This is a genomic window from Methylomonas sp. Uni0009, assembly GCF_054188105.3.
Genome location: NZ_JBTAFN010000001.1, coordinates 1,409,527 through 1,426,832 on the forward strand (window position 1 = coordinate 1,409,527; position 17,306 = coordinate 1,426,832).

The 17,306-nt window shown below is 53.3% G+C and carries 17 protein-coding genes; 10 read left to right on the forward strand and 7 right to left on the reverse strand.

Annotated elements, in window-relative coordinates:
- Window positions 1–541 precede the first annotated feature (541 nt).
- The gene (gene lspA, locus ACWAU0_RS06595; protein ID WP_458138715.1) at window positions 542–1,021 is read right to left on the reverse strand and encodes a signal peptidase II; all 480 of its coding nucleotides are present in this window, start codon (window positions 1,019–1,021) and stop codon (window positions 542–544) included.
- Window positions 1,014–3,845, reverse strand: a complete 2,832-nt coding sequence (gene ileS / locus ACWAU0_RS06600; protein ID WP_458138716.1) for an isoleucine--tRNA ligase — start codon at window positions 3,843–3,845, stop codon at window positions 1,014–1,016. The genes lspA and ileS overlap by 8 nt, the downstream gene beginning before the upstream one ends.
- Window positions 3,846–4,171: 326 nt before the next feature.
- Between ileS and ACWAU0_RS06605 the strand changes: the two genes are divergently transcribed.
- Together ACWAU0_RS06605 and ACWAU0_RS06610 are read left to right on the forward strand one after the other, a co-directional pair.
- Window positions 4,172–4,774, forward strand: coding sequence for a nitroreductase family protein (locus ACWAU0_RS06605; RefSeq protein WP_458138717.1), 603 nt, complete (start codon window positions 4,172–4,174; stop codon window positions 4,772–4,774).
- Between the two features lie 44 nt (window positions 4,775–4,818).
- Window positions 4,819–6,210: a sensor domain-containing diguanylate cyclase gene (locus ACWAU0_RS06610; RefSeq protein WP_458138718.1), complete on the forward strand. Its 1,392-nt coding sequence runs from the start codon at window positions 4,819–4,821 to the stop codon at window positions 6,208–6,210.
- A 48-nt stretch (window positions 6,211–6,258) separates the two neighbouring features.
- Here ACWAU0_RS06610 and ACWAU0_RS06615 read toward each other — a convergent pair whose 3' ends face one another.
- Entirely contained in the window at window positions 6,259–7,332 is a 1,074-nt protein-coding gene (locus ACWAU0_RS06615; RefSeq protein WP_523070771.1) for a TIGR03790 family protein, read from the reverse strand.
- A 222-nt stretch (window positions 7,333–7,554) separates the two neighbouring features.
- On the opposite strand from ACWAU0_RS06615, the gene ACWAU0_RS06620 reads away from it, so the two are divergent.
- Window positions 7,555–7,986: a DUF2721 domain-containing protein gene (locus tag ACWAU0_RS06620; RefSeq protein WP_458138720.1), complete on the forward strand. Its 432-nt coding sequence runs from the start codon at window positions 7,555–7,557 to the stop codon at window positions 7,984–7,986.
- Between the two features lie 39 nt (window positions 7,987–8,025).
- Here ACWAU0_RS06620 and ACWAU0_RS06625 read toward each other — a convergent pair whose 3' ends face one another.
- The gene (locus ACWAU0_RS06625) at window positions 8,026–8,412 is read right to left on the reverse strand and encodes an MAPEG family protein (RefSeq protein WP_458138721.1); all 387 of its coding nucleotides are present in this window, start codon (window positions 8,410–8,412) and stop codon (window positions 8,026–8,028) included.
- Window positions 8,413–8,579: 167 nt separating this feature from the next.
- On the reverse strand, window positions 8,580–9,206 hold the full coding sequence (locus ACWAU0_RS06630; protein ID WP_458138722.1) for a DUF998 domain-containing protein: 627 nt from the start codon (window positions 9,204–9,206) through the stop codon (window positions 8,580–8,582).
- A 213-nt stretch (window positions 9,207–9,419) separates the two neighbouring features.
- Between ACWAU0_RS06630 and ACWAU0_RS06635 the strand changes: the two genes are divergently transcribed.
- The 3 genes from ACWAU0_RS06635 (at window position 9,420) to ACWAU0_RS06645 (ending at window position 12,075) form a co-directional block, all read left to right on the forward strand.
- Window positions 9,420–10,100: an SDR family NAD(P)-dependent oxidoreductase gene (locus tag ACWAU0_RS06635; RefSeq protein ID WP_458138723.1), complete on the forward strand. Its 681-nt coding sequence runs from the start codon at window positions 9,420–9,422 to the stop codon at window positions 10,098–10,100.
- A gap of 46 nt (window positions 10,101–10,146) precedes the next feature.
- Window positions 10,147–11,406, forward strand: coding sequence for an NAD(P)/FAD-dependent oxidoreductase (locus ACWAU0_RS06640; RefSeq protein ID WP_458138724.1), 1,260 nt, complete (start codon window positions 10,147–10,149; stop codon window positions 11,404–11,406).
- A 252-nt stretch (window positions 11,407–11,658) separates the two neighbouring features.
- A complete protein-coding gene (locus ACWAU0_RS06645; RefSeq protein ID WP_458138725.1) occupies window positions 11,659–12,075 on the forward strand; it encodes a hypothetical protein in 417 nt (138 codons plus the stop codon).
- Between the two features lie 176 nt (window positions 12,076–12,251).
- On the opposite strand, the gene ACWAU0_RS06650 is transcribed toward ACWAU0_RS06645, so the two are convergent.
- Complete coding sequence (locus ACWAU0_RS06650) at window positions 12,252–13,103, reverse strand: YicC/YloC family endoribonuclease (RefSeq protein ID WP_240618080.1); 852 nt, start codon at window positions 13,101–13,103, stop codon at window positions 12,252–12,254.
- A gap of 54 nt (window positions 13,104–13,157) precedes the next feature.
- On the opposite strand from ACWAU0_RS06650, the gene ACWAU0_RS06655 reads away from it, so the two are divergent.
- The 4 genes from ACWAU0_RS06655 to ACWAU0_RS06670 are packed head-to-tail and all read left to right on the forward strand — an operon-like array spanning window position 13,158 to window position 16,523.
- On the forward strand, window positions 13,158–14,063 hold the full coding sequence (locus tag ACWAU0_RS06655) for a serine/threonine protein kinase (protein ID WP_458138726.1): 906 nt from the start codon (window positions 13,158–13,160) through the stop codon (window positions 14,061–14,063).
- Window positions 14,064–14,120: 57 nt separating this feature from the next.
- Entirely contained in the window at window positions 14,121–14,870 is a 750-nt protein-coding gene (gene rph / locus ACWAU0_RS06660) for a ribonuclease PH (protein WP_171697841.1), read from the forward strand.
- A gap of 4 nt (window positions 14,871–14,874) precedes the next feature.
- Window positions 14,875–15,462 (forward strand): RdgB/HAM1 family non-canonical purine NTP pyrophosphatase, encoded by a 588-nt coding sequence (gene rdgB / locus ACWAU0_RS06665; RefSeq protein WP_458138727.1) that lies wholly within the window; start codon window positions 14,875–14,877, stop codon window positions 15,460–15,462.
- On the forward strand, window positions 15,459–16,523 hold the full coding sequence (locus ACWAU0_RS06670) for a phosphotransferase enzyme family protein (RefSeq protein WP_458138728.1): 1,065 nt from the start codon (window positions 15,459–15,461) through the stop codon (window positions 16,521–16,523). Before rdgB ends, ACWAU0_RS06670 begins: the two co-directional genes overlap by 4 nt.
- Window positions 16,524–16,767: 244 nt before the next feature.
- Here ACWAU0_RS06670 and ACWAU0_RS06675 read toward each other — a convergent pair whose 3' ends face one another.
- Entirely contained in the window at window positions 16,768–17,178 is a 411-nt protein-coding gene (locus tag ACWAU0_RS06675) for a hypothetical protein (RefSeq protein ID WP_523070772.1), read from the reverse strand.
- Window positions 17,179–17,306 lie beyond the last annotated feature (128 nt).

The window sequence follows — 17,306 nt, forward strand, 5'->3', positions numbered from 1 at the left end:
TATTCGGTGCCATACGCTATTGGCAATAAGCCCTAACAGGCTGGTGAAAAACCAGCTGATCTTTCCCCTTATCCACGGTTACTGTATTTTTTTGCGCTGAATATCCTTAATTCCTCCGAATACCCACCCTTCGCAGCTCGGATCTGCCTCACTATATTTACATTCTTCAAATCTCGGGCGCGGTTTCTCCCGTATGCCGCGCCGAAGCACCGGAGCTTTTGGCGAGAAATGCCCGAAGGGGTGCGGCAGGGACGCCGCACGTCGGCGGAGGGGCTGGGAAGCCCCTTCTGCCGACCCTCGGCAAAAGCGAGGAGCGGAGGAAATAAGCGGCATCCGGGCCGCCTTTTCTTTGGATACTTTCTTTTGGCCAAGCAAAAGAAAGTATCTCGGCTGTCGGGCCGAGACCCGACATTAAAAACCAGCCGTCGCGCTAGCGACACCTGATTGGAAAATCTCCCCTAACCCCTCTTTTCCAAAGAGGGGAAATAAGCAGAATTCACAGTTTTTGGCTAACGTTTGATCAAAAAGTAATTCGAAAAGCCTATTCCAAAACATCCACAGTTTTGCGCCCAACCCCAAAACTCTCCAACAACATCAAGCCCACGCCCACGCAAATCGCCGAATCAGCAATATTGAACGCCGGCCAATGCCAGTCCTGGTAATAGACATCCAGAAAGTCGATCACATAACCGTAAGCCACCCGGTCGATCAGATTGCCGATAGCCCCGCCCAACACCAAAGCCAGGGCAACTGCCATCAAAGTCTCGTGTTTTTTTAAACGATAAAGCCAGACGGCAATGATGCCGCTCATCACCACGGCTAAGCCGGCGAACAGCCAGCGCTGCCAACCGCCGGCCTGGGCTAGAAAGCTGAATGCCGCACCGGTGTTATGCACGTAGGTCAGATTGAAATACGGAAGCAAGGGTATCGACTCAAATAGCTGCATCGAACCGTCCACCGCCAGCTTACTGGCTTGGTCCAGCACCAGTGTGACTGCGGAAATCCACAACCACTTAAGCATAACGACGGGTCTCGCCAGGGCCGGCGACGTTTTCTACACAGCGGCCGCACAATTCCGGATGCTCAGGGTTTTCGCCGATGTCGTAACGTTGGTGCCAGCAGCGCACGCATTTTGGATGCTCGGATACCGTCACTTTCAATTTCACGCCGTCCAATTCGGTCGCTACCGCATCGTCCGGGCAGAATTGCATGTCGGCGACGCCGGCGTTGGAAGTGATGAACACGAAATGCAGCTCGCTGGCCAGTTTGTTGAGCTCCGCGCCATAGGCCTCGTCGCAATACAATTCCACTTCCGCGTTTAGCGAGGCACCAATCGCTCCCTTGCCGCGCAGTTGCTCCAACTCTTTGGACACCACGGTGCGTACCGCCATCACTTTGTCCCAGGTATCGCGGCTGATCGTCGCGTTGGCGTCTAGCGGGAACAACCCCTCGTACCAGGTTTCCAGAAACACTGATTCGCCGCGTTGACCGGGAATGAATTGCCATAATTCGTCAGCGGTGTAGCTGGTGATGGGCGCCAGCCAGCGGGTCAGCGCTTCGATGACATGGTACATCGCGGTTTGCGCGGAGCGGCGGGCCAGACAATCTTCCTTGGCGGTGTATTGGCGGTCTTTGATGATGTCCAGGTAAAAGCCGCCCAAGTCGATGCTGCAGAAGGTCAGCACTTTTTGGTAAATGCTTTGGAACTGATACGCGCTGTAAGCGGCTTTGATATCTTCCTGCAATTGCCAGGCTTTATCGACGGCCCAACGGTCCAGCGCCAGCAAATCGTCCTTGGCGACCAGATGTTGTGCGGGGTCGAAGCCGTCCAGGTTGGACAGCAGGAAGCGCGCGGTGTTGCGCAAGCGCCGGTAGCCGTCCGAGGTGCGTTTCAGAATCTCGTCGGACACCGACATTTCGCCGCGGTAATCGGTACCGGCCACCCACAAGCGCAACACATCCGCACCCAACGATTTCATCACGGTTTGCGGCAGCACCACGTTGCCTTTGGATTTGGACATTTTCTTGCCCTCGGCATCGACAGTAAAGCCGTGAGTCAATACTTGTTTGTAAGGCGCGACGTCGTTCATCGCTACCGATGCCAATAAGGAAGATTGGAACCAGCCGCGATGTTGATCCGAGCCTTCCAGATACAAATCAGCCGGGAAGCGCAGTTGCTCGCGGCGCTCCAACACGGCGGCATGGGTCACACCGGAATCAAACCAGACATCCAGCGTGTCGGTCATTTTTTGGTAATGCTCGGCATCGGCACCGATCAGCTCCGCCGCATCCAATTCAAACCAGGCGTCTATGCCTTGTTGTTCGATGCGTTTGGCCACTTGCTCGATTAACTCGCCGGTACGCGGATGCAGTTCGCCGGTTTCCTTATGCACGAAAAAGGCAATCGGTACGCCCCAGGTACGCTGGCGAGAAATACACCAGTCCGGCCGGTTATTCAGCATGGCTTCGATACGGGCTTGGCCCCAATCAGGGATCCACTCTACTCGTTTCACTTCGTTCAACGCGGTATCGCGCAGGCCGTTTTTTTCCATGGAAACGAACCATTGCGGCGTGGCGCGGAAAATGATCGGGGTCTTGTGGCGCCAGCAATGCGGATAGCTGTGCAGCAAGGCGTGGTGATGCAGCAATTTGCCGCGTTCGCGCAATACTTCCAGCACTTTTTCGTTGGCGGTAAACACATGCAGGCCGGCGAACAATTCGGTGCTGGGCAAGAATACGCCGTTGCTGCCGACCGGATTGTCGACGGGCAAGCCGTATTTCATGCCTACGACATAGTCTTCCTGACCGTGACCGGGTGCGGTGTGGACCGCGCCGGTACCGGCATCGGTGGTGACATGGTCGCCCAAGATCACCGGAACTTGCCGGTCGTAAAACGGATGCTGCAACAATTGGTTTTCCAATGCCGCGCCTTTGCAGTAGCCAACGATATGATGTTCACCGATACCGTAACGGAGTACCGCGTCTTTCAGCAAGGCTTCGGCGATGACCAAGCGCTCGGTTTGGCCGTCGATTTCGCATTGCACCACCGCGTATTCCAGATCCGGATTCAAAGCCACGGCTTGGTTGGCCGGCAACGTCCACGGCGTGGTGGTCCAGATCACCACCGACAGCGGGCCTTTGCCTTCGCGGTCACCGGCGTGATGGCACTTGGTCATGAAAGCGTGTTCATCAACGACGGCGAAACGCACATCAATGGCCGGTGAGTGTTTGTCTTCATATTCCACTTCCGCCTCTGCCAGCGCCGAGCCGCAATCGGTACACCAATGCACCGGTTTGGCGCCTTTACTAAGATGGCCGTTGGCGGCGATTTTGCCTAAGGCGCGGACGATGTCGGCCTCGAAGGCGAAATCCATGGTTAAGTACGGATTGTCCCAATCGCCCAACACACCCAGGCGGATGAATTCTTCTTTTTGGATATTGACCTGCTTTTTCGCGTAAGCGCGGCATTCCTTGCGAAACTCGGCAGGCGACACTTTGACACCGGCCTTACCGACCGACTTTTCCACCATCAACTCAATCGGCAAGCCGTGGCAATCCCAGCCCGGCACATAAGGCGCATCGAAACCGCTGAGGGTTTTGGATTTGACGATGATGTCCTTCAACACTTTGTTGACGGCGTGGCCGATGTGAATCGCGCCGTTGGCGTAGGGAGGGCCGTCATGCAGCACAAATTTAGGCCGGCCGGCGCACACCTCGCGAATTTTTTGATAGAGCTGGTTTTCGTTCCATTTTTTCAGCATCTCCGGTTCGCGTTGCGCCAGATTGGCTTTCATCGCAAACTCGGTCTTGGGGAGGTTCAGGGTTTGTTTGTAATCCATGGTCATGATGTTGTCTGCGTTGCATTCCAGCGGCTGGGTGCGGACTTAGGCCGCTGAAAATAACGGTTGCGCCGATTAGCCGAATGAGTCTAAGGATGATAGTAAACGCGCGATTTTAGCACCAAGTGCCAAGTGGCATAAAGCCTACTCGGCGCTGGACCTTGAACCGTGCTAAAAATAGACGGGACGGCGTCGGCGAGTTACCATCGGTTAGCGTATCCGGTTTGCTGATTTAGGAAATTTACCGGCGGGTTTATGCGTGGCACAGGGTCGGCAAACTACTGGTCCGGCATGCACTAAAAATTACTTAAGCACACAGAAGAGGCTCAACCATGCAACATAAACGCGCCACCACCCAGGTTCAGATTCACGACTTGATCGCCAGCCGTTGGAGCCCGCGGGCTTTTGCCGTGGATAAAATGGTCAGCCACCAGGATTTGACCGCTTGCCTGGAAGCGGCGCGCTGGGCGCCGTCTTGTTTTAACGACCAGCCTTGGCGCTTTGTGGTTTGCGACAAATCCAGCAATCTCGCAGCCTGGGAAACCGCGCTATCGGTGATTGTCGAAAAAAATCAGCTCTGGGCCAAAAACGCCCCGGTGTTCATCTTGACGGTGGCGATGCAGAATTTCAATCACAACGGCAAAGCCAACCGCTTTGCCGCTTACGATACCGGCGCTGCCACGCTGAGCTTATGCTTGCAAGCCAACGCCTTAGGCTTGATTACCCATCAAATGGGCGGGTTCGATGCCGATAAAGCCCGGCAAGTGCTGAATTTACCGGACGACTGTACGCCGATGGCGATGTTGGCGTTAGGCTATCAAGCCGAGGCGGATAACTTAGCCGAAGAGTTTCAAGCCGGCGAGCAGGCGGAACGCAGCCGTGCGGCCCTGGAGCAGCGGTTTTATCTCGGACAATGGGGCGAGGCATTTGAATAAGCGTAGCCGATATTCATGAACTGCGATTGCCTTGAGTCGCGCCAATGAAAAATCTTAAAACCTCCTATGCGCGCAGCCTGATCGAGGCCAGTCTCGATCCGCTGGTGACTATCAGCGCGGAAGGTAAGATCATGGACGTGAACAGCGCTACCGAAAAAGTCACCGGCGTACCGCGGCAGCAATTGATCGGCAGCGATTTTTCCACTTACTTTACCGATCCGCAAAAAGCCCGCGACGGTTATCGCCTGGCGTTTTCGCAAGGCAAAGTCACGGATTATCCACTGGCTATCTGCCATACCTCCGGCCAGATCACCGAGGTGATGTACAACGCCTCGGTTTATCGGGATGAGAAAGGCGACGTCGCCGGGATTTTTGCCGCCGCGCGGGACGTCACCGCCTTAAAAAAAGCCCAAACCGAATTGGAGGCGGCGATATTGCATATGCAATTAATCCGCGAAATGACCGATTTGTTGCAGAGCTGTCAAAAAATGGACGAGGCCTATCCGATTATCAAAGCGGCATTGGTACGTTTGTTTGCCGATTCCGTCGGCGGTCTGTATATGCTGGACGCCGCTGGCAATTCGCTGGTGCTGGCCGATGCTTGGGGCTGTGGCGAAAGCGAACTGGAAGCCGTGTTTACCCCGGACGAATGCTGGGGCATGCGGCGCGGCTGCATTCATATGGCGCGCGTCGGCCAGAGTATCAATCCGGTTTGCAGCCACGTAAAACCGGGAACCAGCCCTTATCTGTGCATTCCGTTACTGGCGCATTCGCGGGCTTTGGGTTTGATTTACATCGAGCATCGGTTTACTAGTGGTCACCCGGAAGATATTCAACGCGAGCTATCGATAGCCGAAGCCGCCGCCGATAGCGCCCGGCTGGCCTTGGCGAACTTGAGCTTGCGCGAGGAATTGCACGAGTTGTCGATACGCGATCCGCTTACCGGATTGTTCAATCGGCGTTTTCTGGAAGAAGTGTTGGACCGGGAATTATTGCGGATGAGCCGCTGCGGCAAAATGCTGGCCGTGGCGATGGTAGACATCGATCATTTTAAAATTTTTAACGATAACTACGGCCACGACGCCGGTGACGAAGTTTTGAAAAAAACCGCGCAATTGATGAACGGTTTTCGGGAAGGCAGCGATATGGTTTGCCGTTTCGGCGGCGAAGAATTCGTGGTGGTCACAACTGAAATCCAGCCAGACAAAATCTTGCAACGTCTGGACGCTTTGCGCGTGGCTATCGAAAGCCTATCGCTGAAGTTTGGTAATCATCAGTTGCCGCAGGTGACGGTATCGATAGGTGTGGCGATTTATCCGGTGCATGGCGGCAATCGGCTCGATCTGTTAACTCGTGCCGACCAAGCGCTTTACGTCGCCAAGGAAGCCGGCCGCAATCGGCTTGTCGTCGCGGATGAAGAGGCAGATGTGGGGTGACTGCTAAAATCCCACCTTCTTGGGGGAAAGGGTTTTTATGGATGCCTACTAAGGCGCCGGCGTTTGGCGCGGTTGATAAGCAAACGGTTTTGCCAACGGTTCGCCGACAAAAATCCCCTGGCCAGGTTGGGCGACGCTTTTCCAGTAAGCTTCAATCACAGTGCTGCCGCGCAAGTAGAAATACATCAATACGCCCGGATTGGGAAACTTGGCCGGAAAATTACACGGTTCCACCACCGCGCCATAGCTGGCGGTAGCGCCGGCACGCAGCCATTCGATGATATTCATTTGGTCGCTACCCGACATCACGCCGCCCGTAGACGTGAGATGGTCGGCAACAGCGCCCGGTAAATAGCGGTTATCAGCCAGATGCGGCACTTTGGTCAGTCCGGTGAAATAAAACATCACATCCTGGCGTCCCTCAATATACTCTTGCTCCAGATAATGCACAGGCCAAAAACTGGCCAGCGATTCGGCCACTTTCGGAAACAGCGCGGCTCGGGAACTGCGCGCCTGGTCCGAGGTTTTTAACAAGTATGCCGAGCCTTGCGGATGCGAATAATCCGAGGCGACACCGGTATCGATCAGTTTTTTCGCTTCCGCGAAGGTTTTACCCGCCACGGCCATGGTGGGCCGCCAGCCGTGGGTTTTAAACGGTTTATCGGTTTCGGAGGTGAAATAAGGGCTGTTATGGGTTTGTACGCAGCCTTTGGCACAAAAGGATTCGCTAAAACCCGCTGTGAAGGCCGTGGTGATGGACATGCAATCGACGCGAAACGGTTGCAGCCAGGTCAGCGCGTAGGCCTGCACATGTGCCGGCGTTTTTTGATCGACTTCCTGCTTCACTTGCTCAAATTGTTGTTTGGACAACACGGCCTGATTCGGTGCAAAACGCACATGTATCATCTGTTCCGCCGGAATTTGCCGCTGCTTTTGGTAATAAGCGGCGATTTGTACGCTCAAGGGATCGGCGTCGTTGACGATGACGGCCAGATCTTGGCCGGTCAGCGCCGAGGATGGCCGGTACATCGGCGAGACCGGGGCGGCCAATGTGGGCGAGCAAAGCAGCTGGCTGAGGATAAGCCCGAGCAGGGCAAATTTGCATGACTTAACGGGAAACACACGTTACTCCGTGAGGTTGGCGGTCGAATTTATCGGATCGGTCACTTTAACCGGACACGCATTAAATGCAACACTCATTGTAAAATTTTTCGACAGTGGGCAAGGTGCGCGTTTAATTTGTCCGATTAAACCCGGCCTTTGAATGTCGCGGGAATCAGGAATCCAGGGCATTTAAAGCTTGGCTGGATAAATGCGTTATTTTTAATTTTGCGGATAGTCATTATGGATGCCATAGCCAACGTACCGACAGTTGCTCATGTGATTCAACAAGCGGTCGCTCCGGTTTTTCTGCTGTCCGGCGTTGCCGGTATTTTGGCGGTATTGACCAGCCGCCTGGGACGCACCGTGGACCGGTTTCGTTTGCTCAGTGAGCTTGATGGCGCGCAAGCCGAGCAACATCATCCGGAATTGCAAATCTTGACGCGGCGGGCACGTTGGAACCAATGGTCCATCATCCTCTGTACCAGTTGCGCCTTGCTGGTTTGCCTGTCCATCGTCGTCATGTTTGTTGGCGTGGAATTGGCCATCGATCTATCGGATGCGGTCTCTCTTTTGTTTGTGGCATCAATGCTGGCGCTGATAGCCGGTCTTTTGTGTTTTCTTAGAGAAATCATCTTGGCAACGGGCATTTTAGCCCTGCTCAAACGGCCTTAAGCTATCCAGCAATTCCGCAGATTATTGCCCAAGCATCAGTTAACCGAATGCGGCATAAGCGGCGTAGCCCAAATTAGCGACGGCCAGGCCTATCAGGGTGAAAATAGTGATTTGCATGCCAAGCACTCGTTGATCCAGATTCGCGCGCAGCAAGCCCCGGGCGTGGACTATTCGCCCCAGGATGATCGCAAAACCGCCGGTATGCAGCAGCGCGGCATGTCCGCCGCTTAATTCCAGCAGCGCCAATAAAATCAACAATATCGGTATGTATTCCGTAGCGTTGCCTTGGGCGCGGATGGCGATTTGCAAATCGGTCTCGCCGCCATCGCCGAAAATCACTTTTTTGGCCCGGCGCAATTTGATAACTCTCTGTGACAACCCGGCTATTAGCAAGGCCGCCAAAGCGGCATATACGGCACTGATCACATTATTCTCCCGCGGTTTTGGTGTTGAAATTTCGGTGATTGAAATCCTGGAAAGTTCCTGCCATCAAGCAGACCCTTAAATTTCATACTCCACTGCACTCGACACTTGCCTGTGCCGGAGTGTCGTTATCAAGGGTCGGGCAATAACTAAAGTTTGTAGCAAGAACATTATTCATCCGTCACAGCCGACGTTTGCTGTAAACGCGCCGCAAGCACCAGCGTCCAGATGGAAAGCACGCCGGTTGCCCAGTGTTCGAACAGGCCGGTGGTTTTGATAGGATTGGCCTCCCAAGTCATCAGCAGCAGCAAAGTCGTCGCCAGCAAGCCGCTACCAATCGAGTAAGCGCTAAGTATGCCCAGCCACGCATGGCGTCGGAATACCACACCGCAAACAAGCGTTGCCAGAATAGCCGCGGAAAACCCGGTCATCGCAAACAGCCGATGTAATTCCTGGCTGGAAGACAAGCCATCGCAGCCGGGGTCGCAGGCGAATACACCGGCCCCAATACGCCCAATTCCGTCCAGACCAATCAGCGTGGCGAGCAGTGCCGAACGCCAACCTTCGCGCAAAGTGGCCGGGACGGCTAATGCAAAGCACACATACAATAATCCGGCGAATCCGAAGCCGATATAGCGCATCGGTATTTCCGTAATACTGCCGCGTTCACCCAATTCGCTGATGTACTGATAGCTGTGGTTGAACTCCGGGCGCATGGCGCCGGCCAAACCAATCAGCGACAGCCAGATTACCGGTGCCGCGATGCCGCTAAAGATGCCAAATCGGCCTGGATTCATCTGCAAATCTCGTCACGTAAAAACACTAGTTTATCCCGTCCAGCTTAGCCGTGCGTAGTGCATTGACTAACTGCATCCGCAAGGTAGCCTTCAGATCACGGGGGGCTAGTGGTGCAAAACTCAGTCTGTTACGGCGCATACAAGAAGAAATCATTAGCACCCCCACCGCAAACGACAGATTTTGTTTGGATTGATCGGCTGACAGAGGACAACATGGGTAATGTTTTGATTGTAGGAGCCAGTAGCGGGATTGGTGCCGTACTTGCGGGTTTGGCTCAGCCGCACTGTCAAATTTACTCGTTAAGCCGTTCTGCTGCGGTGCCGAACGTGTTCAAACATTTTAGTTGCGATGTAGCAAGCGACGCATTGCCGACCATTGATGAACCCTTGCAAGGCTTGGTGTATTGCCCCGGTAGTATCAATTTAAAGCCTTTCGTCAGGATCAAGCCCGAGGAATTTATCGCGGATTTTCAACTTAATTTGATCGGTGCCGTGCGCTGCCTGCAGCACTATCATCGCAATCTACAAGCGGCTGAGGGTGCTTCGGTCTTGCTGTTCAGCACGGTGGCCGTGCAAACCGGGTTTCCTTTCCATGCCTCGGTCTCGGCATCCAAGGGCGCGATAGAGGGTTTGACCCGCGCCTTGGCGGCGGAATGGGCGCCAAAAATCCGGGTAAACGCTATCGCGCCGTCATTGACCGACACGCCATTAGCGGAAAGTTTGCTGCGCGAAGACAGTAAAAAACAGGCTGCGGCGGCGCGGCACCCTTTGAAACGTCTAGGCGAAGCAGAGGATATTGCCCAGATGGCCTGGTTTTTACTGTCCGAAAATGCCGCCTGGATTACCGGGCAAGTCATGCATGTCGATGGGGGAATGTCTGCTATCAAGACTTGATAGCCGCTGAAAATTGCTTTGCAGCGCCAGGCTGCGCGGAGACTTGATGAATAAGCTCTATCATACCGTGGTGATTGGTGGTGGCTGCCTCGGCGCGGCATGCGCTTTTTCGTTACAACGCCGGCTGGGCAATAACAGACATAAAGTCGCTATTATCGAGAAAAAAGTTTTGGGTGCCGGCCTTAGCTCGCGGCATAGCGCCATCGTCCGTTCCGCCAATGCGTCGCCGATGGCGGCCAGGATGGCTAAAATGGCCACCCAATACTGGAAAAATCTCAAACCTCTTTGGGGCGTCAACATCCCCTACGAGCAACCGGGCGCAATCTGGATTGCGGAAAATACCCCCGACAGCCGCGCCGAGAGTTGGACGGCGCTGGAGCAAATGCTGCAACAGGAAGGCATAGGCTTTGCGATGCTTGCTCATCGCGACGTGATGGATCTGAGCCGCCACGCCCTAAAAACCGTGCCGGACGAAATCTACTACTACGAACCGGACGTTTTGCAGTTGGACTCGCCGCAGATATTAAATGCCATGCAAACGGCGGCTAAAAAGAACCGCATTGATGTGCTGGAACATTGCGAAGTCATAGACTTTGAAGGTACCGGACAGGGTATCAGCGCCATTAATACGAGCCAGGGCAAAATTTTTGCCGAACACGTGATCAATGCCGCCGGGGCTTGGAGCGCGGAATTATTCGCTGGTATCGGCCTAAGCATCCCGGTGGCTTTGGAACCGGTGTATGCCGCCAATTTTTTAGTGAGCGCCGATGACATTCCCGAAGGCATGCCCATCATTGCCGATTATGTCAATCAAGCCTATTTTCGGCGCTGGCGCGGCAGCATTTTGCACATGCACCAACCTCGTAGCCGCAACGCCAAGGATATTGCCCGCTCGTTTAGCAGAGCGGTGATGAATCCGGAGGGCGCCAACGTCATTTATGACGCGCTGAGTTTTAATGTTACCCATCAACAGCTCGATAATTATCTGGGTAAGGTGATTAATCGTTTCCCGAAAATTGGTAAGCCGGTTTATGCCGGCGGTTATCATTCGTTTTTCGATATTACCCCCGATTTGAAATTTATCTTAGGTCCGGACACCCAGTTGACTAATCTCTACCACTGCTTGGGCGCCGGCCAAGCTTTGAAATACGCGCCAATTTTCGGCGAGATCATTGCCGACTTAATTATTGAAGGCCATGTGAATTCAAAGTCTATTGATATTGCAGAGTTTTCCATAGGCAGGTTTTCGAATAACGATATATCCCAGTTTTGGCAGTCCAATGCACTGAAGAAAAACAGCTTGTAAATTCTAGTTATTATTAATCGAGGAGTTAATCCAGGCCGAGGCTTTATTGTGCCGATTATTTTTATTGAGTTTTTATAAATTTGCAGTTGATTTGTAAATATTCGACAAACCTATTTTTTATGGAATAGTGAGTGAGCGTAAGCTGGTAACTAAATACTCTAACCGCCGAGTAATTTATTAGCGAGCCAAAAATATAGTTTTTAGTGATTAAATTATATTAAACATCAATATTAAATAGTGAGGGATTTACCCATGAAAACATCAAGTAGTATTTACCGTTTTATCCGCACCTCGATTGCCGTCGGCTCAATTGCATTGTTTTTTAATCCTGTGACAGTTCAAGCCTCCGACCATGAATCAGAATGCTTTAACTCGGTGCAAGGCAAAATCCCCTGGAATGACGAGAAAAATATGAATTGGGAGCCCAAAAACGTCAAGCAACTCTGTGCCGGAACGACTAAATCCGCAGAGCCTGGCGCATGCTTTCTAAGCGTACTGGACGGCCGAGTGAACTGGGGCAAGGGTATCAGTTGGGATTGGCAAAATATTATTAATCTCTGCGCCGGCACCAATAATGCCAAAAACACAGTAGAGTGCTTCCAGAATGCCACAGGAAAAGGTTTGGATTGGCGAGACGCAATATTGTTTTGTCAGCGCGCTGATAAGTAGAGCTTTAATTTACGCTATCAGTGTTGTTTAGCTTTATTATGGGTCTTGAGCTTGTCGGATAATAGTGAGCCGCTAACGCCGACAAGCTCAGTTTGATTTTTAAATTAGAGGGATCACAAAATATATGCGGCACGGGAAGTAAGATAAAAGTCTAAGCGCCTGTATTGGTTGAGACTTCATTCAATATTCTGTATCTGCTCACGCATCTGTTCGATAAGCACTTTCAAATCGATGGAAATCTGCGTCATTTCCCGGTCAGCGGATTTGGAGCCCAAGGTGTTAGCCTCGCGGTTCATTTCCTGCATTAAAAAATCCAGGCGGCGGCCGGTGGGTTCCGGTTGTTTCAGGGTGCGCAGCACTTCGGCGACATGGGTTTCCAGGCGATCCAGTTCTTCCGCTACGTCCAGCTTTTGCGCCAGCAACACCAACTCCTGCTCCAAGCGATCAAAATTGGGTTCGGCGACCATTTCCAGCACCCGGCTGGTAAGCTTGCTGCGCAGGTTATGCAGTACATCCGGCATGCGTTTGTGGGCGGCATCGACCAACACATTGATCTTTTGACAGCGGTCTTCCAACAACTGCGCCAGTTGCGCGCCTTCACGGGCGCGGGTTTCCAGCATTTTGTCCAGGGTTGAGTCCAGCAACCGGACGATTTTATCGCGTAGCGCTTCCTTGTCGGTTTCGGTTTCTTGTTGCACCCCCGGAAACGCCAACACCTCCAGCGCGGAAAACGGCTGCGGGTTGTTCATCAAGGCTTCGATACCGGCAGTAGCGGACAACAGTTTTTCGACTATTTCCCGATTGATATTGAAGCTGTTGTCGCTGGCTTGTTTTTTGTAGCTCAAGGCGCATTCGATTTTGCCGCGCTTGAGTTTGTCACTGATCAGGCGGCGGGCGTCGGCTTCGACAAAACGCAGTCGCTCCGGCAACTTGACGCTAACATCGCTGTAACGATGGTTGACCGAACGTAATTCGCAAAGGATGGTCAGATTGTCGGCGCTTATTTCGCCGTCCGCGAAAGCGGTCATGCTTCTTATCATTTTTCACCTATAATCGTTACGCTTAACCCGCGCAGCTTGCACATGGCCGAATACTACGATCCAGAAACTTATCCCAAGGAATGGAATTACCTTCAATCGGGAACCATTATAGATCAGTACATGATCGAGCGGGAATTGGCGCACGGCGGCTTCAGCTCGGTGTATCTGGCCAGACAGCTGGCCGATCAAATTCAGGTGGCGATTAAAGAATATCTACCGCGCAAACTGGCACACCGCACCTGGAACAATCTAGTCGTACCCAATAATGAAGAGGCCAAGACGCTGTTCATGCGCGGCCGCTCGCTATTCTTTGAAGAAGCCAAAGTGCTGGCGATGCTGAAGCACCATAATATCGTCGATGTGATTAATTTCTTTCAGGCCAACGACACCGTGTATATGGTGATGACTTACGACTACGGCATCACGCTAGACAAAATCCTGCACAAACGCAGCCTGCCGATTAACGAAGAATTCTTGCTGACCGTATTCAAGCTATTGCTGACCGGCGTGGAAGCGGTGCATCAAAAAGGTCTGGTGCATCTGGACATCAAGCCCGCCAATATTCTGATCCGCAGCGAAAACGACCCCTTGCTGCTGGATTTCGGCGCCATCCGCAAAATCACGCTGGACCCGCAGCGCAATCGTGCCAAGGTGCTGACCAACGGTTATTCGCCTATCGAGCAATACGATAACAATGGCAATCTCGGACCCTGGTCGGACATTTATGCGGTGGGCGCCAGTATGCGCGCCTGTCTGGATTATAAAATCCCGCAGCCCTCGCCGGACCGCATCAAACAGGACGATTTAGCCCCGGCCGTGAAGGCGCATAAACGGCATTTTCCGGAGTATTTACTGAAAGCCATCGATTGGGCCATGGCGGTTTTTCCAGAGAATCGGCCACAAAGCGTGGCGGAGTTACAGCAGGCCCTGAGTCCCGGCAATAGTTAAAAATCCGCCCGGTAAAGCCAGTATAATGCCGGCAATTTATAGACCAGCGAGAAGAATATGAGACCAAGCGGACGCAACCCCGATCAACTGCGCGAAATACGCTTTACCTGCAATTACACCAAACACGCCGAAGGTTCGGTGTTAGTGGAATTTGGCGATACTCGGGTTCTGTGCACCGCCAGCGTCGACAATAGCGTCCCGCGTTTTCTAAAAGGTAAAGGCGAAGGTTGGGTTACCGCTGAATACGGCATGCTGCCGCGCTCCACCCACAGCCGCATGGACCGCGAAGCCGGCCGCGGCAAACAAGGCGGCCGCACCCTGGAAATTCAACGTCTGATCGGTCGCTCCTTGCGCGCAGCAATCGATCTGAAAGCCCTGGGTGAAAACACCATCACTATCGATTGCGACGTGATTCAGGCCGACGGCGGCACCCGCACCGCATCCATCACCGGTGGTTTTGTCGCCTTGTCGATTGCGATTGAGCACCTGTTAAAAACCCACAAGATCAAAAAAAACCCGCTGCACGGCCAGGTCGCGTCGGTGTCGGTCGGCATTTATAACGGCGTGCCGGTGTTGGACTTGGACTATGCCGAAGACCATCAAGCCGAAACCGATATGAATGTAGTGATGAACGAAGCGGGCCACTTCATTGAGGTACAAGGTACCGCCGAAGGTCACGCCTTTAGAAAAGACGAACTCAACGCGATGCTGGAATTGGCTGAGTTGGGCATCAACCAATTGATCGAAAAACAGCAAGCCGCATTGCGCGAAGCCAAAAAGCCCGCGCCGCTGCGAGTCGTGCTGTAAAAAAATGAGTTTGATCGTTTTAGCCAGCGGTAATGCCGGCAAGATTCGGGAAATTCAGGCCATCCTGCAAAACGACCAAATCCTGCCGCAATCGCAATTCAACGTGGTCGAGCCGGACGAAACCGGCGCCACCTTCATCGAAAACGCCATCATCAAGGCCCGCAACGCTGCCGCACATTGCAAACTGCCGGCCATCGCCGACGATTCCGGGCTGGCCGTCGATGCGCTGGGCGGTGCGCCGGGGGTGATTTCGGCACGTTATGCCGGCGTCGGCGCTTCGGACCAAGCGAATCTGGACAAGTTGCTGGCAGACATGCGCGACGTGCCGGACCCAGAACGCAGCGCGCGTTTCATCTGCGTGATGGTCTATCTGCGCCATGCGTTGGACCCAACGCCCATCATCGCCCAAGGCGTCTGGGAAGGCCGGATTCTGCGGCAGGCAGTCGGTGAAAACGGCTTTGGCTACGATCCGGTGTTCTGGGTCGAGCAATACCAATGCTCGTCGGCGCAACTGGCCCCGGAATTAAAAAACGCCCTCAGCCATCGCGGCCAAGCCTTGCGGGCGCTTAGTCAACAACTTGCCGGGCTGTGAGTCGGCTACAGCAGATAGCCGAACAATTCACCGGCCTCGGCAGCAACCCGCAGATCAGCCCGCTCGGTAACGGCCTGATCAACGACACCTATCTCGTCACCCCAAGCAAGGGTAATCGCTTTGTGTTGCAAGGCCTGAACGGCCGGGTATTTCCGCAACCGGAACAGGTCATCGCCAATCTGCAACGGTTGAATCGGCACATCGGCTCTCAGCGTCCCGGCGATGTGTGTCTGCAAATTCCGGCCATGCTTTCCACCGTGGCTGGAGCAGCGAGTTACCGGGACGACAGCGGCCAAGTCTGGCGAGCGCTGCAGTTAATCGAGCCCGCCGAGAGCCGCGAGCACATCAGCAATCCGGCGGAAGCCAGCCAAGTGGGTTTTGCCTTGGCACACTTCCACAAGCTATGCGCCAACCTGCCCGCTGCTGAATTGCACGACACCCTGCCGGGCTTTCATATCACGCCAAGCTATTTTGAAACTTATCGGCAACGGCTGGCGCAGCCGTTGCAAGTCACCGTCGATGCGGCATTTAACCAATGCCGGGATTTTATCGACCGGATGCAGCAACAAATCCCCGTCCTGGAACAGGCCAAACAGGGCGGCGAACTGCGCGAACGGGTGATACACGGCGACCCGAAACTGAACAATTTTCTATTCGAACCCGGCAGCGACCGCATCGTCAGCCTGATCGATCTGGACACCGTCAAACCCGGCCTGGTGCACTACGACATCGGCGACTGCCTGCGCTCCTGCTGCCACAACCCCAGCAACAACGAATTCGACCTGACCCGCTGCCGGACCATTTTGGAAAGCTACCTGCAAGAAGCCGGCGAGTTTTTCAGTGCCCACGACTACGACTATCTCTACCCGGCCATCTGGCTGATTCCGTTCGAACTGGGCCTGCGCTTTTTCAGCGATTACCTGGACGGTAACCAATACTTCAAAGTCAGCACGCCCAGGCAGAACCTGGAACGGGCAAAGGCGTTATTTGCGTTGTGCGGGAGTATCGAGCTGCAGAAGGATTTGTTGGAGCGATTGATTGCTCGGTGCCGACACGAGTAACCAGAGCGCTCAAAATTACCGCGAAATCGCGTGGTGAGCACCGGTCAAAACAGCCGCCACCGTCCATATCAAAACCAACTGAAGTACCGATTTGAGCGTCGAGATAAATTCGGCAGGATTTTTTGGAGGCGGGATACAGCCAAAACCCGCCAAACGACATGAGCCTGCCAATGCCAAATGTCAAAGCAAAAGCAGGCGTAGGGTGCGGTGAGTTTACGAACCGCACCAATCGCGAACTACGGCCCTATTTTGGCGCATTGACCTTTAAATCGAATATTTTGTCGAGCGTTGAATCGTAGTGTGCGCGAAAAAAGCAACCGCCACCGCCGAATATGCGAACCCATTCACTTGAAAGCTTAAAATGTGCGCGCCATTCTTCCGGAATATTCGAGCAGAAGGCATTTATGTCAATAATTTTCTGGCCTGTCGGCAATTTGCTTCCCTGATATTGAAATGTGTAGTCCTCCCATCGATCTCCAGGTCCAACGTATCGGACATGCGACTGAAACTCGTGCTTCAACTTTGCATCTACTGTGATAAGTATCGTTTCGTCAGGCTCCCAGGAGCCCCCGGCTACTTGTATCCAGTGTTGCTTATCAAACCCAACTGCACTGGTGGCATATAAAAAAATAGGTATAAGCAAGAAAAGTCGCATTTATTTCTAATAAGTTATTAAGCTGCTAACAGTATATCTACCTGAAAGTGACCATTGACATACTAATTTATTGATTAGTAAAGAACGTTTGTTCTAGATAACATCTGTGACGGTTAGTAATGGGTCGT